This is a genomic window from Microbulbifer sp. THAF38, assembly GCF_009363535.1.
Lineage (GTDB): Bacteria > Pseudomonadota > Gammaproteobacteria > Pseudomonadales > Cellvibrionaceae > Microbulbifer.
Window position 1 is genome coordinate 302,922 of sequence record NZ_CP045369.1, and the last position, 23,841, is coordinate 326,762.

The window sequence follows — 23,841 nt, forward strand, 5'->3', positions numbered from 1 at the left end:
ATGAAAGCCAAAAAAAATACTCTTGAACTGAAAAAACTGACTTCTGCAATCAAGGTATCCCGCTTAGCGTATGCTGGCATGTTTGCCGGGCTGTTAAGTCCCCTGGCTCACGCGGGTCCGGAAGGCGGTGTGGTAACCGGTGGTAGTGGCACAATAGATGTAAATGGCACTACCACTACAATCGATCAAAATACCGATTTGCTTTCTATCGACTGGGATTCCTTCAATTTAAGCGCTGAAGAATTGGTTAAGTTCCTTCAGCCAAATACCTCCTCGGTCGTACTCAACCGAATATTGGATCAGAGTGCCAGTACAATTCATGGTTCTATTGAGGCCAATGGCCACGTTATTCTGGTAAACCCACGCGGAGTGCTCTTTACCGAGAGTGCCACCATCAACGTCGGCGCTATTACCGCTTCCGGACTCGATATGAGTCCGGAGGATTTTATGAATGGCAACTTCACCTTTAAAGGGGAAGACGGTTCTGCTGGTTTTGTAGTTAACAGAGGTGTAATCAACGCCGCCAGTGCCGTATTGGTGGGCAAACAGGTTACTAACGCTTCATCGGGCCTGATCAGTGCAGAGCTGGTCAGCCTGGCTGCCGCAGATGAAGCAATACTTACCTTCGATGCCGATGGCATGATTGGTGTACAAGTCACTAAAGAGGTAATGGAAAACGACCTTGGTGTCGATAGCGCCGTTTTAAATGAGGGTAATATCGATGGTGCCCAGGTTCTCCTGGAAGCGAGCGTATCCGGTGACTTATTTACTGCTGCAGTAAATAACGAGGGCACGATTAAAGCCCAGGGAATCGATACCAGCGGAGGCAAAATCCGTTTATTTGGTTCCGGCTCCAGTGTAATCAATAGCGGCGAATTACAAGCCACAGGTACCACTGGTGGACAGGTGGTACTCGAAGGGGATACCGCAGAACATAGCGGTAAAATTGATGTCCGCGGCACCGCTGGGCGTGGCGGCGAGGCTATGGTTCTCGGCGATGAAGTTCTTGTCAGTGGTGCTATTGATGCGCGCGGTACTGTCGCGGGTGGTGAGGTCCTAATCGGTGGGGATTATCAAGGGAAAAATTCTCAGGTTCGCAATGCCGAAAAAACCACGGTTACTAAAGACGCCCATATTAATGCGAGTGGTATAGGGGAAGGCGATGGCGGTGAGGTTATTGTTTGGGCGGATCACACCACCGATTTTGCAGGAACTATTTTAGCCGAGTCTGGTGAGCAAGGTGGAGACGGTGGTTTTGTAGAAACCTCTGGTAAGGTTAATTTAAATCTTGGTGAAGATAGCTTGTTTGTTTCCACTCTAGGCTCAGTAGATGGCCAAGATGGGGAATGGTTGCTAGATCCCGGTTGGTTTTATATCGCTGCTGATGATGACTGTTCCAGTAACTGCATGACAACTGGAACCTTAGAGGGTTTGCTGGGAAATAATCACATAACGATTAGAGTCACAGCAGATTCTGCCAGCCAGCAGATAGGTAATAATTCATCAACGGACATCAATACGACTGGTTCAGATGCGGATCCATATAGCGAAGGTATTTGGATAGGAGACAGTATTGATTGGGGTAGCAGCTCTAAGAAACTAACTCTAATATCTGATAATAATGTTTATATTGATGAAGGGGTGAATCTTTACTCCAGTGAAGGAGTGAACGGAGGTAAGTTTTTTGTAGAGGCTGGCGGAGACTTTATTAATAAAGGCTCTATAGAAATGAAGCGTGTCGGTTTTGATATTGATGGATCATTTCAAAATTTTGGTTCAATTGAAGTTAATGGGCAAAGTACTAACGCTGATTTATATTTGAAGGTAGGGCTAGGGGGGGGAGGCTCTGATAATCGTCTAGGTACAATTACATATACTAACGCTGACAAGAGCCAGGATTTTGTTGTTACGGGTGGGGCTGGTATTGATAAGTTTTACTTTTTAGATGATGGTAATGATTCAATAACTGTTACAGGTGATAAGGCTTTTACTTTATCTAAATATGCATCCGATAACTCAAATTTTATATTTTCTGATATTGAGTCAATTGATACTGCTGGCGGTGAAGATACTGTAACTAGCACAGTTAATTCTGCCGAATGGACTCTAACCTCTCTGGATAATCAGGTTAACCATAGTGGAATTAACTTTTTAAATGCTGAAGTATTTAGTGGTGGTGCCACAACCCTTAAGGGTTATGTAAACGAAAGCGGTTCCGATAGTGGCGATAGCTATAAACTCGGCAGTAGTGGTGATATTACGGTAGATAATATGACTTTTTCTGGCATAAAAAAGGTGGTTGCCGCAGCGAGTGTGGACACTATTTTAGGCCAGGCCGATGCTGTCGATACTTTTGACATCCATTTAAGCGATGATGGTCTAAATACACTCGAAGTAGAGGTCGATGGTATAATCTTTACCGGGATTGAAAATATTACTGATGCAGGAACAGATTCCGATCCTAAAGATATTCTGTCCAGTCAACTTACTACTGATAGTTGGCTTCTGACTGCCACCAATAACCAGGTAGTACATGGTGGTATCATCATTACCGGTATCGAAAATATCAGTGGTGGCAAGGGAGTACTACAGGGTGCGTCCAATAGCAATGATAGCTACCAAATTGTAAAAAATGCTGATACCACAACGGCGATTCAAGTTGATGAGATGATCTTCAATGGGCTTACCCGAGTGGAAGCCGGAGCACATGCTGGTGTTAATACAACCGATATTCTGCTCGGTACCGACGGGGCCGATACGTTTGGTTTCCTTAGTGGTGAATTACATACTTACGGTATCAGCTTCACCGGCATTGAAGAAGTTAATGCTGGAGGCACAAGTAATGATGGAATTTCTGATCTACTGAATACAGAAACTGATGTAGATCTTACCGGAAATCAAGAAGAGCTGCGTAATGCCAATATCCTGTTCAAAGATATTGAACAGGTCGACTTTATTAACAACTCGAACGGCAAGATTGTCGGATCTGCTGTAGAAGACAGCTTTATCATTGCCAGTACCGCCGACAAAATCACAGCGAATAATATTGAATTTACTGGCTTCAATAAAACGATTGATACCGGCGAAGGCACCGATACTGTTAGCACACTTGTAGCAGACAGTACATGGAGTCTCTCTAACACAGATAGAAAAGCCACAAGCAGCGGAATCACCTTCACCAATATAGAAAAAGTCACCGCTTCAGATAATCAGGGCACACTGGAAAGTAAGAACGACGACAATGAATTTGCCCTGACCAATGATGGACGTATTGATGCTGATCGTATTCGCTTTACTGGATTTACCACAATTGAGGGTAACGGTACTGCCTCATTAGATGCCAGTGCCATTAGTGGTAATCTTCTTTTGCAAGATAGCAAAAAGGTAAAAGCAGATTTTACCGATGGTAACATTATCGATATTACGATCTCCGGTATTAATGAAGCGGTAGCGAGTAAGCTGCTGGGTACGGATATCGCTTATACAGTAAAAGATGCCAACAAAGTTTTCGCCAAAGCAATCACCTTCTCCGGTGTTGATCGTATTGAGGATGATGGCCCTAACGGCGCAGCCACCTCTGAAGTCAGTGACCAACAATGGCAGTTAGTATCCGCTGATAATGAAGTTGAGCACTCAGGCATTACCTTTGCAGGAATGCATAGTCTGACGGGTGGTAATAACACCCTGGCTGGTGCTGCTGATAAAGGAGACAGCTATGAGCTTTCCCTGACAGGCGATATCACCGTTGACTCCATGATCTTTAAAGGTATTCGCACAGTAAATGCGAATACTAATTATATGGATACGGTAGATGCAACCGGTGCAGTTACTCTTCAAGGTAATAATGCCTTTGGTGTAACCATCGACCCTAATGGCAGCAGTTATGATATTAACTTCAGTGGTATTGATGCGGTTACTAATACAGGAACCCTAACCGGCACCACGGGTGCAGATACCTTCACCGTAGAGGGTGATAAAAAGCTGAGCAGCAAAGGTATCCAGTTCTCGAATGTGAGCTCTGTATTAGCCGGCAACGATACTAATATTGCCGACACTGTAAATGCAAAGATTGGAGAAACGGTTGCACTCACCGGACTTGCAAAAGAACTCATTACCAGCAACATCGTATTTAAAGAGATTGAGGTAGCGGGTAGGGGTGGTGAAAACCTTGTCGGGTCAGACTTAGCCGATACGATCGAGATTACCGGAGACAGGGCCTTTAAAGCCAATGAAATAGCCTTTACCGGTATTGCAAGCCTAAACACGGGTGCGGGTACAGACAGTATTATTGACAGTACTGGGCAAACCGGCAGCCGGTGGATCTTGGGGGCCGGGAATAAAGAAATCACAGGTTACAACATTGCTTTCAGTGATGTAGAAACTATCCAGGCAGATATTGGTGAGCTGGTTGGCAGAAATGACCAAGATGAAACCTTTACGCTTTCTGCTTACACAGACAATGGACAGCAAAAGACCAAGATCGATACTAAAGGCATGGCCTTTACCGGCATTGGCATTTTAAGCGCTGGGGACTCAAACTCTTTTACAGACAAGATTGAAAGCAGTGTTAACAATAGTAATTGGGCGCTCACAGCAATTGATAATCAGGTAGAGCATGCCGGTGTCACCATTAATGATGCCGATATATTGAGTGGCGGCAAAGGAATACTGCAGGGTGCTTCCAATAGCAATGATAGCTACCAAATTGTAAAAAATGCTGATACCACAACGGCGATTCAAGTTGATGAGATGATCTTCAATGGGCTTACCCGAGTGGAAGCCGGAGCACATGCTGGTGTTAATACAACCGATATTCTGCTCGGTACCGACGGGGCCGATACGTTTGGTTTCCTTAGTGGTGAATTACATACTTACGGTATCAGCTTCACCGGCATTGAAGAAGTTAATGCTGGAGGCACAAGTAATGATGGAATTTCTGATCTACTGAATACAGAAACTGATGTAGATCTTACCGGAAATCAAGAAGAGCTGCGTAATGCCAATATCCTGTTCAAAGATATTGAACAGGTCGACTTTATTAACAACTCGAACGGCAAGATTGTCGGATCTGCTGTAGAAGACAGCTTTATCATTGCCAGTACCGCCGACAAAATCACAGCGAATAATATTGAATTTACTGGCTTCAATAAAACGATTGATACCGGCGAAGGCACCGATACTGTTAGCACACTTGTAGCAGACAGTACATGGAGTCTCTCTAACACAGATAGAAAAGCCACAAGCAGCGGAATCACCTTCACCAATATAGAAAAAGTCACCGCTTCAGATAATCAGGGCACACTGGAAAGTAAGAACGACGACAATGAATTTGCCCTGACCAATGATGGACGTATTGATGCTGATCGTATTCGCTTTACTGGATTTACCACAATTGAGGGTAACGGTACTGCCTCATTAGATGCCAGTGCCATTAGTGGTAATCTTCTTTTGCAAGATAGCAAAAAGGTAAAAGCAGATTTTACCGATGGTAACATTATCGATATTACGATCTCCGGTATTAATGAAGCGGTAGCGAGTAAGCTGCTGGGTACGGATATCGCTTATACAGTAAAAGATGCCAACAAAGTTTTCGCCAAAGCAATCACCTTCTCCGGTGTTGATCGTATTGAGGATGATGGCCCTAACGGCGCAGCCACCTCTGAAGTCAGTGACCAACAATGGCAGTTAGTATCCGCTGATAATGAAGTTGAGCACTCAGGCATTACCTTTGCAGGAATGCATAGTCTGACGGGTGGTAATAACACCCTGGCTGGTGCTGCTGATAAAGGAGACAGCTATGAGCTTTCCCTGACAGGCGATATCACCGTTGACTCCATGATCTTTAAAGGTATTCGCACAGTAAATGCGAATACTAATTATATGGATACGGTAGATGCAACCGGTGCAGTTACTCTTCAAGGTAATAATGCCTTTGGTGTAACCATCGACCCTAATGGCAGCAGTTATGATATTAACTTCAGTGGTATTGATGCGGTTACTAATACAGGAACCCTAACCGGCACCACGGGTGCAGATACCTTCACCGTAGAGGGTGATAAAAAGCTGAGCAGCAAAGGTATCCAGTTCTCGAATGTGAGCTCTGTATTAGCCGGCAACGATACTAATATTGCCGACACTGTAAATGCAAAGATTGGAGAAACGGTTGCACTCACCGGACTTGCAAAAGAACTCATTACCAGCAACATCGTATTTAAAGAGATTGAGGTAGCGGGTAGGGGTGGTGAAAACCTTGTCGGGTCAGACTTAGCCGATACGATCGAGATTACCGGAGACAGGGCCTTTAAAGCCAATGAAATAGCCTTTACCGGTATTGCAAGCCTAAACACGGGTGCGGGTACAGACAGTATTATTGACAGTACTGGGCAAACCGGCAGCCGGTGGATCTTGGGGGCCGGGAATAAAGAAATCACAGGTTACAACATTGCTTTCAGTGATGTAGAAACTATCCAGGCAGATATTGGTGAGCTGGTTGGCAGAAATGACCAAGATGAAACCTTTACGCTTTCTGCTTACACAGACAATGGACAGCAAAAGACCAAGATCGATACTAAAGGCATGGCCTTTACCGGCATTGGCATTTTAAGCGCTGGGGACTCAAACTCTTTTACAGACAAGATTGAAAGCAGTGTTAACAATAGTAATTGGGCGCTCACAGCAATTGATAATCAGGTAGAGCATGCCGGTGTCACCATTAATGATGCCGATATATTGAGTGGCGGCAAAGGAATACTGCAGGGTGCTTCCAATAGCAATGATAGCTACCAAATTGTAAAAAATGCTGATACCACAACGGCGATTCAAGTTGATGAGATGATCTTCAATGGGCTTACCCGAGTGGAAGCCGGAGCACATGCTGGTGTTAATACAACCGATATTCTGCTCGGTACCGACGGGGCCGATACGTTTGGTTTCCTTAGTGGTGAATTACATACTTACGGTATCAGCTTCACCGGCATTGAAGAAGTTAATGCTGGAGGCACAAGTAATGATGGAATTTCTGATCTACTGAATACAGAAACTGATGTAGATCTTACCGGAAATCAAGAAGAGCTGCGTAATGCCAATATCCTGTTCAAAGATATTGAACAGGTCGACTTTATTAACAACTCGAACGGCAAGATTGTCGGATCTGCTGTAGAAGACAGCTTTATCATTGCCAGTACCGCCGACAAAATCACAGCGAATAATATTGAATTTACTGGCTTCAATAAAACGATTGATACCGGCGAAGGCACCGATACTGTTAGCACACTTGTAGCAGACAGTACATGGAGTCTCTCTAACACAGATAGAAAAGCCACAAGCAGCGGAATCACCTTCACCAATATAGAAAAAGTCACCGCTTCAGATAATCAGGGCACACTGGAAAGTAAGAACGACGACAATGAATTTGCCCTGACCAATGATGGACGTATTGATGCTGATCGTATTCGCTTTACTGGATTTACCACAATTGAGGGTAACGGTACTGCCTCATTAGATGCCAGTGCCATTAGTGGTAATCTTCTTTTGCAAGATAGCAAAAAGGTAAAAGCAGATTTTACCGATGGTAACATTATCGATATTACGATCTCCGGTATTAATGAAGCGGTAGCGAGTAAGCTGCTGGGTACGGATATCGCTTATACAGTAAAAGATGCCAACAAAGTTTTCGCCAAAGCAATCACCTTCTCCGGTGTTGATCGTATTGAGGATGATGGCCCTAACGGCGCAGCCACCTCTGAAGTCAGTGACCAACAATGGCAGTTAGTATCCGCTGATAATGAAGTTGAGCACTCAGGCATTACCTTTGCAGGAATGCATAGTCTGACGGGTGGTAATAACACCCTGGCTGGTGCTGCTGATAAAGGAGACAGCTATGAGCTTTCCCTGACAGGCGATATCACCGTTGACTCCATGATCTTTAAAGGTATTCGCACAGTAAATGCGAATACTAATTATATGGATACGGTAGATGCAACCGGTGCAGTTACTCTTCAAGGTAATAATGCCTTTGGTGTAACCATCGACCCTAATGGCAGCAGTTATGATATTAACTTCAGTGGTATTGATGCGGTTACTAATACAGGAACCCTAACCGGCACCACGGGTGCAGATACCTTCACCGTAGAGGGTGATAAAAAGCTGAGCAGCAAAGGTATCCAGTTCTCGAATGTGAGCTCTGTATTAGCCGGCAACGATACTAATATTGCCGACACTGTAAATGCAAAGATTGGAGAAACGGTTGCACTCACCGGACTTGCAAAAGAACTCATTACCAGCAACATCGTATTTAAAGAGATTGAGGTAGCGGGTAGGGGTGGTGAAAACCTTGTCGGGTCAGACTTAGCCGATACGATCGAGATTACCGGAGACAGGGCCTTTAAAGCCAATGAAATAGCCTTTACCGGTATTGCAAGCCTAAACACGGGTGCGGGTACAGACAGTATTATTGACAGTACTGGGCAAACCGGCAGCCGGTGGATCTTGGGGGCCGGGAATAAAGAAATCACAGGTTACAACATTGCTTTCAGTGATGTAGAAACTATCCAGGCAGATATTGGTGAGCTGGTTGGCAGAAATGACCAAGATGAAACCTTTACGCTTTCTGCTTACACAGACAATGGACAGCAAAAGACCAAGATCGATACTAAAGGCATGGCCTTTACCGGCATTGGCATTTTAAGCGCTGGGGACTCAAACTCTTTTACAGACAAGATTGAAAGCAGTGTTAACAATAGTAATTGGGCGCTCACAGCAATTGATAATCAGGTAGAGCATGCCGGTGTCACCATTAATGATGCCGATATATTGAGTGGCGGCAAAGGAATACTGCAGGGTGCTTCCAATAGCAATGATAGCTACCAAATTGTAAAAAATGCTGATACCACAACGGCGATTCAAGTTGATGAGATGATCTTCAATGGGCTTACCCGAGTGGAAGCCGGAGCACATGCTGGTGTTAATACAACCGATATTCTGCTCGGTACCGACGGGGCCGATACGTTTGGTTTCCTTAGTGGTGAATTACATACTTACGGTATCAGCTTCACCGGCATTGAAGAAGTTAATGCTGGAGGCACAAGTAATGATGGAATTTCTGATCTACTGAATACAGAAACTGATGTAGATCTTACCGGAAATCAAGAAGAGCTGCGTAATGCCAATATCCTGTTCAAAGATATTGAACAGGTCGACTTTATTAACAACTCGAACGGCAAGATTGTCGGATCTGCTGTAGAAGACAGCTTTATCATTGCCAGTACCGCCGACAAAATCACAGCGAATAATATTGAATTTACTGGCTTCAATAAAACGATTGATACCGGCGAAGGCACCGATACTGTTAGCACACTTGTAGCAGACAGTACATGGAGTCTCTCTAACACAGATAGAAAAGCCACAAGCAGCGGAATCACCTTCACCAATATAGAAAAAGTCACCGCTTCAGATAATCAGGGCACACTGGAAAGTAAGAACGACGACAATGAATTTGCCCTGACCAATGATGGACGTATTGATGCTGATCGTATTCGCTTTACTGGATTTACCACAATTGAGGGTAACGGTACTGCCTCATTAGATGCCAGTGCCATTAGTGGTAATCTTCTTTTGCAAGATAGCAAAAAGGTAAAAGCAGATTTTACCGATGGTAACATTATCGATATTACGATCTCCGGTATTAATGAAGCGGTAGCGAGTAAGCTGCTGGGTACGGATATCGCTTATACAGTAAAAGATGCCAACAAAGTTTTCGCCAAAGCAATCACCTTCTCCGGTGTTGATCGTATTGAGGATGATGGCCCTAACGGCGCAGCCACCTCTGAAGTCAGTGACCAACAATGGCAGTTAGTATCCGCTGATAATGAAGTTGAGCACTCAGGCATTACCTTTGCAGGAATGCATAGTCTGACGGGTGGTAATAACACCCTGGCTGGTGCTGCTGATAAAGGAGACAGCTATGAGCTTTCCCTGACAGGCGATATCACCGTTGACTCCATGATCTTTAAAGGTATTCGCACAGTAAATGCGAATACTAATTATATGGATACGGTAGATGCAACCGGTGCAGTTACTCTTCAAGGTAATAATGCCTTTGGTGTAACCATCGACCCTAATGGCAGCAGTTATGATATTAACTTCAGTGGTATTGATGCGGTTACTAATACAGGAACCCTAACCGGCACCACGGGTGCAGATACCTTCACCGTAGAGGGTGATAAAAAGCTGAGCAGCAAAGGTATCCAGTTCTCGAATGTGAGCTCTGTATTAGCCGGCAACGATACTAATATTGCCGACACTGTAAATGCAAAGATTGGAGAAACGGTTGCACTCACCGGACTTGCAAAAGAACTCATTACCAGCAACATCGTATTTAAAGAGATTGAGGTAGCGGGTAGGGGTGGTGAAAACCTTGTCGGGTCAGACTTAGCCGATACGATCGAGATTACCGGAGACAGGGCCTTTAAAGCCAATGAAATAGCCTTTACCGGTATTGCAAGCCTAAACACGGGTGCGGGTACAGACAGTATTATTGACAGTACTGGGCAAACCGGCAGCCGGTGGATCTTGGGGGCCGGGAATAAAGAAATCACAGGTTACAACATTGCTTTCAGTGATGTAGAAACTATCCAGGCAGATATTGGTGAGCTGGTTGGCAGAAATGACCAAGATGAAACCTTTACGCTTTCTGCTTACACAGACAATGGACAGCAAAAGACCAAGATCGATACTAAAGGCATGGCCTTTACCGGCATTGGCATTTTAAGCGCTGGGGACTCAAACTCTTTTACAGACAAGATTGAAAGCAGTGTTAACAATAGTAATTGGGCGCTCACAGCAATTGATAATCAGGTAGAGCATGCCGGTGTCACCATTAATGATGCCGATATATTGAGTGGCGGCAAAGGAATACTGCAGGGTGCTTCCAATAGCAATGATAGCTACCAAATTGTAAAAAATGCTGATACCACAACGGCGATTCAAGTTGATGAGATGATCTTCAATGGGCTTACCCGAGTGGAAGCCGGAGCACATGCTGGTGTTAATACAACCGATATTCTGCTCGGTACCGACGGGGCCGATACGTTTGGTTTCCTTAGTGGTGAATTACATACTTACGGTATCAGCTTCACCGGCATTGAAGAAGTTAATGCTGGAGGCACAAGTAATGATGGAATTTCTGATCTACTGAATACAGAAACTGATGTAGATCTTACCGGAAATCAAGAAGAGCTGCGTAATGCCAATATCCTGTTCAAAGATATTGAACAGGTCGACTTTATTAACAACTCGAACGGCAAGATTGTCGGATCTGCTGTAGAAGACAGCTTTATCATTGCCAGTACCGCCGACAAAATCACAGCGAATAATATTGAATTTACTGGCTTCAATAAAACGATTGATACCGGCGAAGGCACCGATACTGTTAGCACACTTGTAGCAGACAGTACATGGAGTCTCTCTAACACAGATAGAAAAGCCACAAGCAGCGGAATCACCTTCACCAATATAGAAAAAGTCACCGCTTCAGATAATCAGGGCACACTGGAAAGTAAGAACGACGACAATGAATTTGCCCTGACCAATGATGGACGTATTGATGCTGATCGTATTCGCTTTACTGGATTTACCACAATTGAGGGTAACGGTACTGCCTCATTAGATGCCAGTGCCATTAGTGGTAATCTTCTTTTGCAAGATAGCAAAAAGGTAAAAGCAGATTTTACCGATGGTAACATTATCGATATTACGATCTCCGGTATTAATGAAGCGGTAGCGAGTAAGCTGCTGGGTACGGATATCGCTTATACAGTAAAAGATGCCAACAAAGTTTTCGCCAAAGCAATCACCTTCTCCGGTGTTGATCGTATTGAGGATGATGGCCCTAACGGCGCAGCCACCTCTGAAGTCAGTGACCAACAATGGCAGTTAGTATCCGCTGATAATGAAGTTGAGCACTCAGGCATTACCTTTGCAGGAATGCATAGTCTGACGGGTGGTAATAACACCCTGGCTGGTGCTGCTGATAAAGGAGACAGCTATGAGCTTTCCCTGACAGGCGATATCACCGTTGACTCCATGATCTTTAAAGGTATTCGCACAGTAAATGCGAATACTAATTATATGGATACGGTAGATGCAACCGGTGCAGTTACTCTTCAAGGTAATAATGCCTTTGGTGTAACCATCGACCCTAATGGCAGCAGTTATGATATTAACTTCAGTGGTATTGATGCGGTTACTAATACAGGAACCCTAACCGGCACCACGGGTGCAGATACCTTCACCGTAGAGGGTGATAAAAAGCTGAGCAGCAAAGGTATCCAGTTCTCGAATGTGAGCTCTGTATTAGCCGGCAACGATACTAATATTGCCGACACTGTAAATGCAAAGATTGGAGAAACGGTTGCACTCACCGGACTTGCAAAAGAACTCATTACCAGCAACATCGTATTTAAAGAGATTGAGGTAGCGGGTAGGGGTGGTGAAAACCTTGTCGGGTCAGACTTAGCCGATACGATCGAGATTACCGGAGACAGGGCCTTTAAAGCCAATGAAATAGCCTTTACCGGTATTGCAAGCCTAAACACGGGTGCGGGTACAGACAGTATTATTGACAGTACTGGGCAAACCGGCAGCCGGTGGATCTTGGGGGCCGGGAATAAAGAAATCACAGGTTACAACATTGCTTTCAGTGATGTAGAAACTATCCAGGCAGATATTGGTGAGCTGGTTGGCAGAAATGACCAAGATGAAACCTTTACGCTTTCTGCTTACACAGACAATGGACAGCAAAAGACCAAGATCGATACTAAAGGCATGGCCTTTACCGGCATTGGCATTTTAAGCGCTGGGGACTCAAACTCTTTTACAGACAAGATTGAAAGCAGTGTTAACAATAGTAATTGGGCGCTCACAGCAATTGATAATCAGGTAGAGCATGCCGGTGTCACCATTAATGATGCCGATATATTGAGTGGCGGCAAAGGAATACTGCAGGGTGCTTCCAATAGCAATGATAGCTACCAAATTGTAAAAAATGCTGATACCACAACGGCGATTCAAGTTGATGAGATGATCTTCAATGGGCTTACCCGAGTGGAAGCCGGAGCACATGCTGGTGTTAATACAACCGATATTCTGCTCGGTACCGACGGGGCCGATACGTTTGGTTTCCTTAGTGGTGAATTACATACTTACGGTATCAGCTTCACCGGCATTGAAGAAGTTAATGCTGGAGGCACAAGTAATGATGGAATTTCTGATCTACTGAATACAGAAACTGATGTAGATCTTACCGGAAATCAAGAAGAGCTGCGTAATGCCAATATCCTGTTCAAAGATATTGAACAGGTCGACTTTATTAACAACTCGAACGGCAAGATTGTCGGATCTGCTGTAGAAGACAGCTTTATCATTGCCAGTACCGCCGACAAAATCACAGCGAATAATATTGAATTTACTGGCTTCAATAAAACGATTGATACCGGCGAAGGCACCGATACTGTTAGCACACTTGTAGCAGACAGTACATGGAGTCTCTCTAACACAGATAGAAAAGCCACAAGCAGCGGAATCACCTTCACCAATATAGAAAAAGTCACCGCTTCAGATAATCAGGGCACACTGGAAAGTAAGAACGACGACAATGAATTTGCCCTGACCAATGATGGACGTATTGATGCTGATCGTATTCGCTTTACTGGATTTACCACAATTGAGGGTAACGGTACTGCCTCATTAGATGCCAGTGCCATTAGTGGTAATCTTCTTTTGCAAGATAGCAAAAAGGTAAAAGCAGATTTTACCGATGGTAACATTATCGATATTACGATCTCCGGTATTAATGAAGCGGTAGCGAGTAAGCTGCTGGGTACGGATATCGCTTATACAGTAAAAGATGCCAACAAAGTTTTCGCCAAAGCAATCACCTTCTCCGGTGTTGATCGTATTGAGGATGATGGCCCTAACGGCGCAGCCACCTCTGAAGTCAGTGACCAACAATGGCAGTTAGTATCCGCTGATAATGAAGTTGAGCACTCAGGCATTACCTTTGCAGGAATGCATAGTCTGACGGGTGGTAATAACACCCTGGCTGGTGCTGCTGATAAAGGAGACAGCTATGAGCTTTCCCTGACAGGCGATATCACCGTTGACTCCATGATCTTTAAAGGTATTCGCACAGTAAATGCGAATACTAATTATATGGATACGGTAGATGCAACCGGTGCAGTTACTCTTCAAGGTAATAATGCCTTTGGTGTAACCATCGACCCTAATGGCAGCAGTTATGATATTAACTTCAGTGGTATTGATGCGGTTACTAATACAGGAACCCTAACCGGCACCACGGGTGCAGATACCTTCACCGTAGAGGGTGATAAAAAGCTGAGCAGCAAAGGTATCCAGTTCTCGAATGTGAGCTCTGTATTAGCCGGCAACGATACTAATATTGCCGACACTGTAAATGCAAAGATTGGAGAAACGGTTGCACTCACCGGACTTGCAAAAGAACTCATTACCAGCAACATCGTATTTAAAGAGATTGAGGTAGCGGGTAGGGGTGGTGAAAACCTTGTCGGGTCAGACTTAGCCGATACGATCGAGATTACCGGAGACAGGGCCTTTAAAGCCAATGAAATAGCCTTTACCGGTATCTCAAGTCTCAATACCGGTGAGGGGACTGATACAGTTAGCACCAGTGTAGCTAATAGCTCATGGAGTCTCTCGAATACGGATAAAAAGGCCACAAGCAGCGGAATCACCTTCACCAATATAGAAAAAGTCACCGCTTCAGATAATCAGGGCACACTGGAAAGTAAGAACGACGACAATGAATTTGCCCTGACCAGTGATGGACGTATTGATGCTGATCGTATTCGCTTTACTGGATTTACCACAATTGAGGGTAACGGTACTGCCTCATTAGATGCCAGTGCCATTATTGGTAATCTTCTTTTACTAGATGACAACAAGGTAAAAGCAGATTTTACCGATGGTAACATTATCGATATTACGATCTCCGGTATTAATGAAGCGGTAGCGAGTAAGCTGCTGGGTACGGATATCGCTTATACAGTAAAAGATGCCAACAAAGTTTTCGCCAAAGCAATCACCTTCTCCGGTGTTGATCGTATTGAGGATGATGGCCCTAACGGCGCAGCCACCTCTGAAGTCAGTGACCAACAATGGCAGTTAGTATCCGCTGATAATGAAGTTGAGCACTCAGGCATTACCTTTGCAGGAATGCATAGTCTGACGGGTGGTAATAACACCCTGGCTGGTGCTGCTGATAAAGGAGACAGCTATGAGCTTTCCCTGACAGGCGATATCACCGTTGACTCCATGATCTTTAAAGGTATTCGCACAGTAAATGCGAATACTAATTATATGGATACGGTAGATGCAACCGGTGCAGTTACTCTTCAAGGTAATAATGCCTTTGGTGTAACCATCGACCCTAATGGCAGCAGTTATGATATTAACTTCAGTGGTATTGATGCGGTTACTAATACAGGAACCCTAACCGGCACCACGGGTGCAGATACCTTCACCGTAGAGGGTGATAAAAAGCTGAGCAGCAAAGGTATCCAGTTCTCGAATGTGAGCTCTGTATTAGCCGGCAACGATACTAATATTGCCGACACTGTAAATGCAAAGATTGGAGAAACGGTTGCACTCACCGGACTTGCAAAAGAACTCATTACCAGCAACATCGTATTTAAAGAGATTGAGGTAGCGGGTAGGGGTGGTGAAAACCTTGTCGGGTCAGACTTAGCCGATACGATCGAGATTACCGGAGACAGGGCCTTTAAAGCCAATGAAATAGCCTTTACCGGTATCTCAAGTCTCAATACCGGTGAGGGGACTGATACAGTTAGCACCAGTGTAGCTAATAGCTCATGGAGTCTCTCGAATACGGGTAAAAAGGCCACAAGCAGCGGAATCACCTTCACCAATATAGAAAAAGTCACCGCTTCAGATAATCAGGGCACACTGGAAAGTAAGAACGACGACAATGAATTTGCCCTGACCAATGATGGACGTATTGATGCTGATAGTATTCGCTTTACTGGATTTACCACAATTGAGGGTAACGGTACTGCCTCATTAGATGCCAGTGCCATTAGTGGTAATCTTCTTTTGCAAGATAGCAAAAAGGTAAAAGCAGATTTTACTGATGACAATATTATCGATATTACGATCTCCGGTATTAATGAAGCGGTAGCGAGTAAGCTGCTGGGTACGGATATCGCTTATACAGTAAAAGATGCCAACAAAGTTTTCGCCAAAGCAATCACCTTCTCCGGTGTTGATCGTATTGAGGATGATGGCTCTAACGGCGCAGCCACCTCTGAAGTCAGTGACCAACAATGGCAGTTAGTATCCGCTGATAATGAAGTTGAGCACTCAGGCATTACCTTTGCAGGAATGCATAGCCTGACAGGTGGTAATAACACCCTCGCTGGTGCTGCTGATAAAGGAGACAGTTATCAGCTTTCTCTGACAGGCGATATCACCGTTGACTCCATGATCTTTAAAGGTATTCACACAGTAAATGCGAATACTGCTAGTAGTAGTTATACGGATACAGTCGGTGCAACTGGTGCAGTTACTCTTCAAGGTAATAATGCCTTTGGCGTAACCATCGACCCTAATGGCAGCAGCTATGATATCAACTTCAGTGGTATTGATGCGGTTACTAATACAGGAATTCTGACCGGTACTGCTGGCGAAGATGCCTTCACTGTTGAGGGCGATAAGAAGCTGCGCAGCAAAGGCATTCAGTTCACAGATATTACTGCTGTGTTGGCTGGCGAAGGCACCGATGCTGTTAGCACACTTGTAGCAGACAGTACCTGGAGCCTCTCTAATACAAATAAAGAAGCCACAAGCAGCGGAATTACCTTCACCAATATAGAAAAGGTCACCGCTTCAGATAATCAGGGCACATTGGAAAGTAAGAACGATGACAATGAATTTGCCCTGACCAATGATGGACGTATTGATGCTGATAGTATTAGCTTTACTGGATTTACCACAATTGAGGGTAACGGTGCTGCGTCATTAAATGCCAGTACTATTAGTGGCAATCTTCTTTTGCTAGATGACAACAAGGTAAAAGCAGATTTTACTGATGACAATATTATCGATATTACGATCTCCGGTATTAATAAAGCGGTAGCGAGTAAGCTGCTGGGTACGGATATCGCTTATACAGTAAAAGATGCCAACAAAGTTTTCGCCAAATTAATCACCTTCTCCGGTGTTGATCGTATTGAGGATGATGGCCCTAACGGCGCAGCCACCTCTGAAGTCAGTGACCAACAATGGCAGTTAGTATCCGCTGATAATGAAGTTGAGCACTCAGGCATTACCTTTGCAGGAATGCATAGTCTGACGGGTGGTAATAACACCCTGGCTGGTGCTGCTGATAAAGGAGACAGCTATGAGCTTTCCCTGACAGGCGATATCACCGTTGACTCCATGATCTTTAAAGGTATTCGCACAGTAAATGCGAATACTAATTATATGGATACGGTAGATGCAACCGGTGCAGTTACTCTTCAAGGTAATAATGCCTTTGGTGTAACCATCGACCCTAATGGCAGCAGTTATGATATTAACTTCAGTGGTATTGATGCGGTTACTAATACAGGAACCCTAACCGGCACCACGGGTGCAGATACCTTCACCGTAGAGAGTGATAAAAAGCTGAGCAGCAAAGGTATCCAGTTCTCGAATGTGAGCTCTGTATTAGCCGGCAACGATACTAATATTGCCGACACTGTAAATGCAAAGATTGGAGAAACGGTTGCACTCACCGGACTTGCAAAAGAACTCATTACCAGCAACATCGTATTTAAAGAGATTGAGGTAGCGGGTACTGGTGGTGAAAACCTTGTCGGTTCAGACTTAGCCGATACGATCGAGATTACCGGAGATAGGGCCTTTAAAGCCAATGAAATAGCCTTTACCAAAATCTCAAGTCTCAATACCGGTGGGGGTACCGACAGTATTATTGACGGTACTGGGCAAACCGGTAGCCAGTGGACTTTGGGGGCAGGAAATGAAGAAATCACAGGCTACAACATTGCTTTCAGTGATGTAGAAGCTATCCAGGCAGATGTTGGTGAGTTGGTTGGCAGAAATGACCAAGATGAAACCTTTACGCTTTCTGCTTACACAGACAATGGACAGGAAAAGACCAAAATCAATACTAAAGGCATGGCCTTTACCGGTATTGGTATTTTAAGCGCTGGGGATTCCAACTCTTTTACAGACACGATTAACAGTAGTGTTAATAATAGTAACTGGGCGCTCACAGCAAGTGATAATCAGGTAGAGCATGCTGATGTCATCATCAACGATGCTGATATATTCCGTGGTGGCAAGGGAGTACTACAGGGTGCGTCCAATAGCAATGATAGCTACCAAATTGTAAAAAATGCTGATACCACAACGGCGATTCAAGTTGATGAGATGATCTTCAATGGGCTTACCCGGGTGGAAGCTGGAACTTATGCTGGAACAGATATTCTGCTCGGTACCAATGATTCAGAAATATTTACTTTTAATAGTAATGCTGAGCTATTGGTTAATGGCTTAACGTTTAGTGGTTTTGAGACTGTCAATGCCTTGGGTGGCAATGATTACGTAAATGCCGAAAACTACTCCTATGGCCTGGAGTTGACATCTAATGCTGGAGAATTACGGCTTTATTCTCAGGGATTACTTTTCCAAGACATTCAAGAAGCCTACACAACAACTCTCTATGGCACCGATAATGTTGATGCTTTCAGCATTATTGAAAACGGTACTGACAACCTTGTTGTTGCCTCAGCGATCGATTTTGCTGGGGTGACGCTTGTCGATGCACTAGGAGGACAAGACACTTTATCCGTGGGTGAGGCAAATCTAGAGAATGGGAAAATTAACGGTATCCAATTCGTTAATCTCAGTGACATTATTTCCAGTAGTATTTTTATTGGGGCGTCCCAAGAAGGAGATTTTTATGTTTTAGGAGATGGATTGGTTTCATCTGATGCTGATTCGCAAAATCCTGGATATGAATTTAATTTCAGCGGTGTAACAAGTGTTAAAACAAATGGATATGCAAGAACTGTAACTGGTTTAGCTGGCCATAATTGGATAATTAATAACGCTAATACTGCGACGAATAATGGCATAACATTTTTTGATGTTTCTTACTTAATTGCAAGTAACGCAGGGTTAGAAGGGTACTCAAATTTAGGCTGGGCGTTGACAACTAATGATAATGAAGTAAGCCATGCAGGGATTATTATAAAAAATGCGAATTTAATTAGTGGAGGCGCCAGCACGCTGACAGGTGGAGACTTCGCTGACACCTACATCTTCCTCGACGGCGGCAACCAAGGTCAGTTGGTGAAGGTGGACGATATGCAGTTCGCCGGCCTTAGCACGGTCGCCGCCGCCGGTGGTGATGACATCGTGATTGGCCAGACGGGCAAAGGCTGGGCCCTGACCGGCAATGCGGATGAAGTAGAGCACGGCACGATCACCATCCAGAACGCCGAGTTCATCAGCGGCGGCACCAGCACGCTGACAGGTGGAGACTTCGCTGACACCTACACCTTCCTCGACGGCGGCAACCAAGGTCAGTTGGTGAAAGTGGACGATATGCAGTTCGCCGGCCTCCGCACGGTCGCCGCCGCCGGTGGTGATGACATCGTGATTGGCCAGGCAGGCAAAGGCTGGGCCCTGACCGGCAATGCGGATGAAGTAAAGCACGGCACGATCACCATCCAGAACGCCGAGTTCATCAGCGGCGGCACCAGCACGCTGACAGGTGGAGACTTCGCTGACACCTACACCTTCCTCGACGGCGGCAACCAAGGTCAGTTGGTGAAGGTGGACGATATGCAGTTCGCCGGCCTCAGCACGGTCGCCGCCGCCGGTGGTGATGACATCGTGATTGGCCAGACGGGCAAAGGCTGGGCCCTGACCGGCAATGCAGATGAAGTAAAGCACGGCACGATCACCATCCAGAACGCCGAGTTCATCAGCGGCGGCACCAGCACGCTGACAGGTGGAGACTTCGCTGACACCTACACCTTCCTCGACGGCGGCAACCAAGGTCAGTTGGTGAAGGTGGACGATATGCAGTTCGCCGGCCTCAGCACGGTCGCCGCCGCCGGTGGTGATGACATCGTGATTGGCCAGACGGGCAAAGGCTGGGCCCTGACCGGCAATGCAGATGAAGTAAAGCACGGCACGATCACCATCCAGAACGCCGAGTTCATCAGCGGCGGCACCAGCACGCTGACGGGTGGAGACTTCGCTGACACCTACACCTTCCTCGACGGCGGCAACCAAGGTCAGTTGGTGAAGGTGGACGATATGCAGTTCGCCGGCCTCAGCACGGTCGCCGCCGCCGGTGGTGATGACATCGTGATTGGCCAGACGGGCAAAGGCTGGGCCCTGACCGGCAATGCAGATGAAGTAAAGCACGGCACGATCACCATCCAGAACGCCGAGTTCATCAGCGGCGGCACCAGCACGCTGACAGGTGGAGACTTCGCTGACACCTACACCTTCCTCGACGGCGGCAACCAAGGTCAGTTGGTGAAGGTGGACGATATGCAGTTCGCCGGCCTCAGCACGGTCGCCGCCGCCGGTGGTGATGACATCGTGATTGGCCAGACGGGCAAAGGCTGGGCCCTGACCGGCAATGCAGATGAAGTAAAGCACGGCACGATCACCATCCAGAACGCCGAGTTCATCAGCGGCGGCACCAGCACGCTGACGGGTGGAGACTTCGCTGACACCTACACCTTCCTCGACGGCGGCAACCAAGGCCAGTTGGTGAAGGTGGACAACATGCAGTTCGCCGGCCTCAGCACGGTCGCCGCCGCCGGTGGTGACGACACCGTGATCGGCCAGGCGGGACAGGGCTGGGCCCTGACCGGCACTGCGGATGAAGTGGTCCACGGCGCGATCACCATCCAGAACGCCGAGTTCATCAGCGGCGGCAGCAGCACGCTGACAGGTGGAGACTTCGCTGACACCTACACCTTCCTCGACGGCGGCAACCAAGGCCAGTTGGTGAAGGTGGACAACATGCAGTTCGCCGGCCTCAGCACGGTCGCCGCCGCCGGTGGTGACGACACCGTGATTGGCCAGGCGGGCAAAGGCTGGGCCCTGACCGGCACTGCGGATGAAGTGGTCCACGGCGCGATCACCATCCAGAACGCCGAGTTCATCAGCGGCGGCAGCAGCACGCTGACAGGTGGAGACTTCGCTGACACCTACACCTTCCTCGACGGCGGCAGCCAAGGCCAGTTGGTGAAGGTGGACAACATGCAGTTCGCCGGCCTCAGCACGGTCGCCGCCGCCGGTGGTGACGACACCGTGATTGGCCAGGCGGGCCAGGGCTGGGCCCTGACCGGCACTGCGGATGAAGTGGTCCACGGCGCGATCACCATCCAGAACGCCGAGTTCATCAGCGGCGGCAGCAGCAGGCTGACAGGTGGAGGATTTACGGACACTTTCACCTTAAGTAAGTCCGGAGCGGATGCCATAGTGCAAGTCGATAACATGATATTTGTGGAGCTTGATTCTGTGGACGCAGGCGACGGCTCAGACACTATTGTGGCTACAAGTGATATAGCTGGAGAAACCTGGGTATTGGGATTAGGCAGCGGTGCTCTTGCTGTTGCAGGTGTGAGCTTTGAGGGCGTTGAGCAGGTTGATGCGGATAATGTGACGCTGGACGCATCAACAAATAATCAGGCAGACACTTTCGAGCTGGCCGAAACTGGGAAATCGCTCAAAACGCGGGGTATTGAGTTCTCGTCTGTTGCCAGCGTTTCTGCGGGAAGTGGTAACGATGATAGCGATACGATTCAGAGCGATGCGGGAAGTTGGCAGTTAGCTGGTACTGGGAATGCCCTTGAGGTGAATGGTGTTCAATTTAGCGGTATTGATAGCGTAGCGACTAATAATGCTCAGTTATACGGTACTGATGGGGATGATGCCATAGCGCTAACTGAGTCTGGAATAGCCACTGCGGGAATAGCATTTACAGGCATCACTAAAGTCAGCAGTGCGGGAGGGACTGATCACTTAGTAGGTACCTCTGGCAAGGATACATTTGTTCTGGCTTCCAATGGTGATATTACCGCTGCGGGTATTCTCTTTAGCGGGCTTGAAAGCGTGGATACTGGTGAGGGTGAGGACACAGTTAATGCAGCCGGTAGTGGCGCTAGTTGGACATCTTCCAGTAGTGGCAGCTCCCTAGAAAACGGGGGAGCCCAGGCCAGGGTAAATGGCCTTACAGTTCTGTTTGATAACCTTGAGATGGTCCAGGGTGTAGGTACATATATTGGCCAGGACATCGGCAGTAACTATGTCTTCGATAGCCTCAACAGCATGACAGTTGCCGGAGTCACTTTTGCGGATCTGGAGAGCCTGAGTGCGGGTAGTGGAAACGATACTATCCAGGGGGCCAGTATCGATGCGGTTTGGGATATCAACGATGTACAGAGTACCGTAAGCGGTGATAACAGAAAGCTTGTGTTTAGCGGTATTGAAGCGATAAATGCGGGTAGTGGCCAGGATACTTTTAATTTAAATGGCGGTGAGCTTGCTTCAATAGATACCGGTGCTGGTAATGACACGGTCATACTCTCTGCAACCACTATCGATAGTATTTCCCTGGGCGAGGGGGATGACTACGTGGAAGTGAATGAGAATAGCTCTGACACAGTAGCACTCTCTGGTGGCAGCGGAAGTGATTCCTTCCAGTACAACCTTGCTGGTGATACCTGGCAGGTGAAATCCTCGGGTAACAAAGTAGGCAACTTTAGCTTCTCTGACTTTGAGTTCCTTGATAACACTTCCAGTAATCTCACTTTGGAAACAGACTTTGCTTTTGATTTTGAAAATGGCGGTGTTAATTCCGGCAGCTTCAACAAAAGCGGCGTAGGTTTGCGATTTGCGGGCAGTGGCATGCGTCTCGGTTACGATGGCAACGGCGATATTAACGTGCTCAGCAGTGCTACAGGTACTATTGGCGGTAGCCTCAAGGCCAAGCGTGCAGATTTGGTGGTTAGCGGTGATGTGAATATCGAATCTGATGTCGATGTCCTTGCTATCTCCACTTCCGGGCCGGATGTGAATATTACCGTTCTGGCGAAGGATGATTTATTGATTGATGAAATCAATGCGGGTCGAGGTAATGTCCAGCTGGCCAGTGCGGGCTTTGGCGCTCTCACCGCAGAGTCTTACGGTGACACTCATATCACAGCAGGTAATATCACTCTGGGTACCGATACTCAGCTCTGGACTGTTATCGGTAGCGAGCTGGTACCGCTGCGTATGGATGCGCTTACTAATGTGGAAATCGTTTCTGTTTCTTATTACGAGCCGGAATTTATTGGGCAGGTACCAAACTTCACCAGTAAAGGTGATGAACTACAGTCTATTGCTGGTGCCCAGGCTTCTCAGGGACTGCGCTCTGCGATCCAAAATGGTGTCGAGGATTTCACCCAGGTCGACCCAGCTATTTTCAGCGCCGTGAAGCCCTACAGCAGTGGGGTGGATGCTTTGAACTCCCCGGAAATGCGCCTCAGGTCTGGTGAATTACAGCCTGCGGCAGCTCTTTCCGGAACTGACGAGGAGGAAGATTCGGAATTCGATGCGAGGCTAGAGGAAAGTCAGGATGTTACTGCCGACTTTCGTGAGCAGGAGACCTTGGCTTCCAATAACGCAGGAGGCTGATAACCTCCAAAATGATCCAAACTGCTGAACCGGCCCATCTGGGCCGGTTTTTTTATAGATGTTTGCGTCGGAAAA

At 46.5% G+C, this 23,841-nt stretch carries 1 protein-coding gene; it reads left to right on the forward strand.

Features of this window, described 5'->3' with window-relative positions; translation table 11 throughout:
• Positions 1-23,766: a filamentous hemagglutinin N-terminal domain-containing protein gene (locus FIU95_RS01340; RefSeq protein ID WP_172975295.1), complete on the forward strand. Its 23,766-nt coding sequence runs from the start codon at positions 1-3 to the stop codon at positions 23,764-23,766.
• Positions 23,767-23,841 lie beyond the last annotated feature (75 nt).

Bases quoted from the DNA above. Each gene is read 5' to 3' on its own strand.
- FIU95_RS01340 (WP_172975295.1), top strand. From the start codon at position 1: ATGAAAGCCAAAAAAAATACTCTTGAACTGAAAAAACTGACTTCTGCA.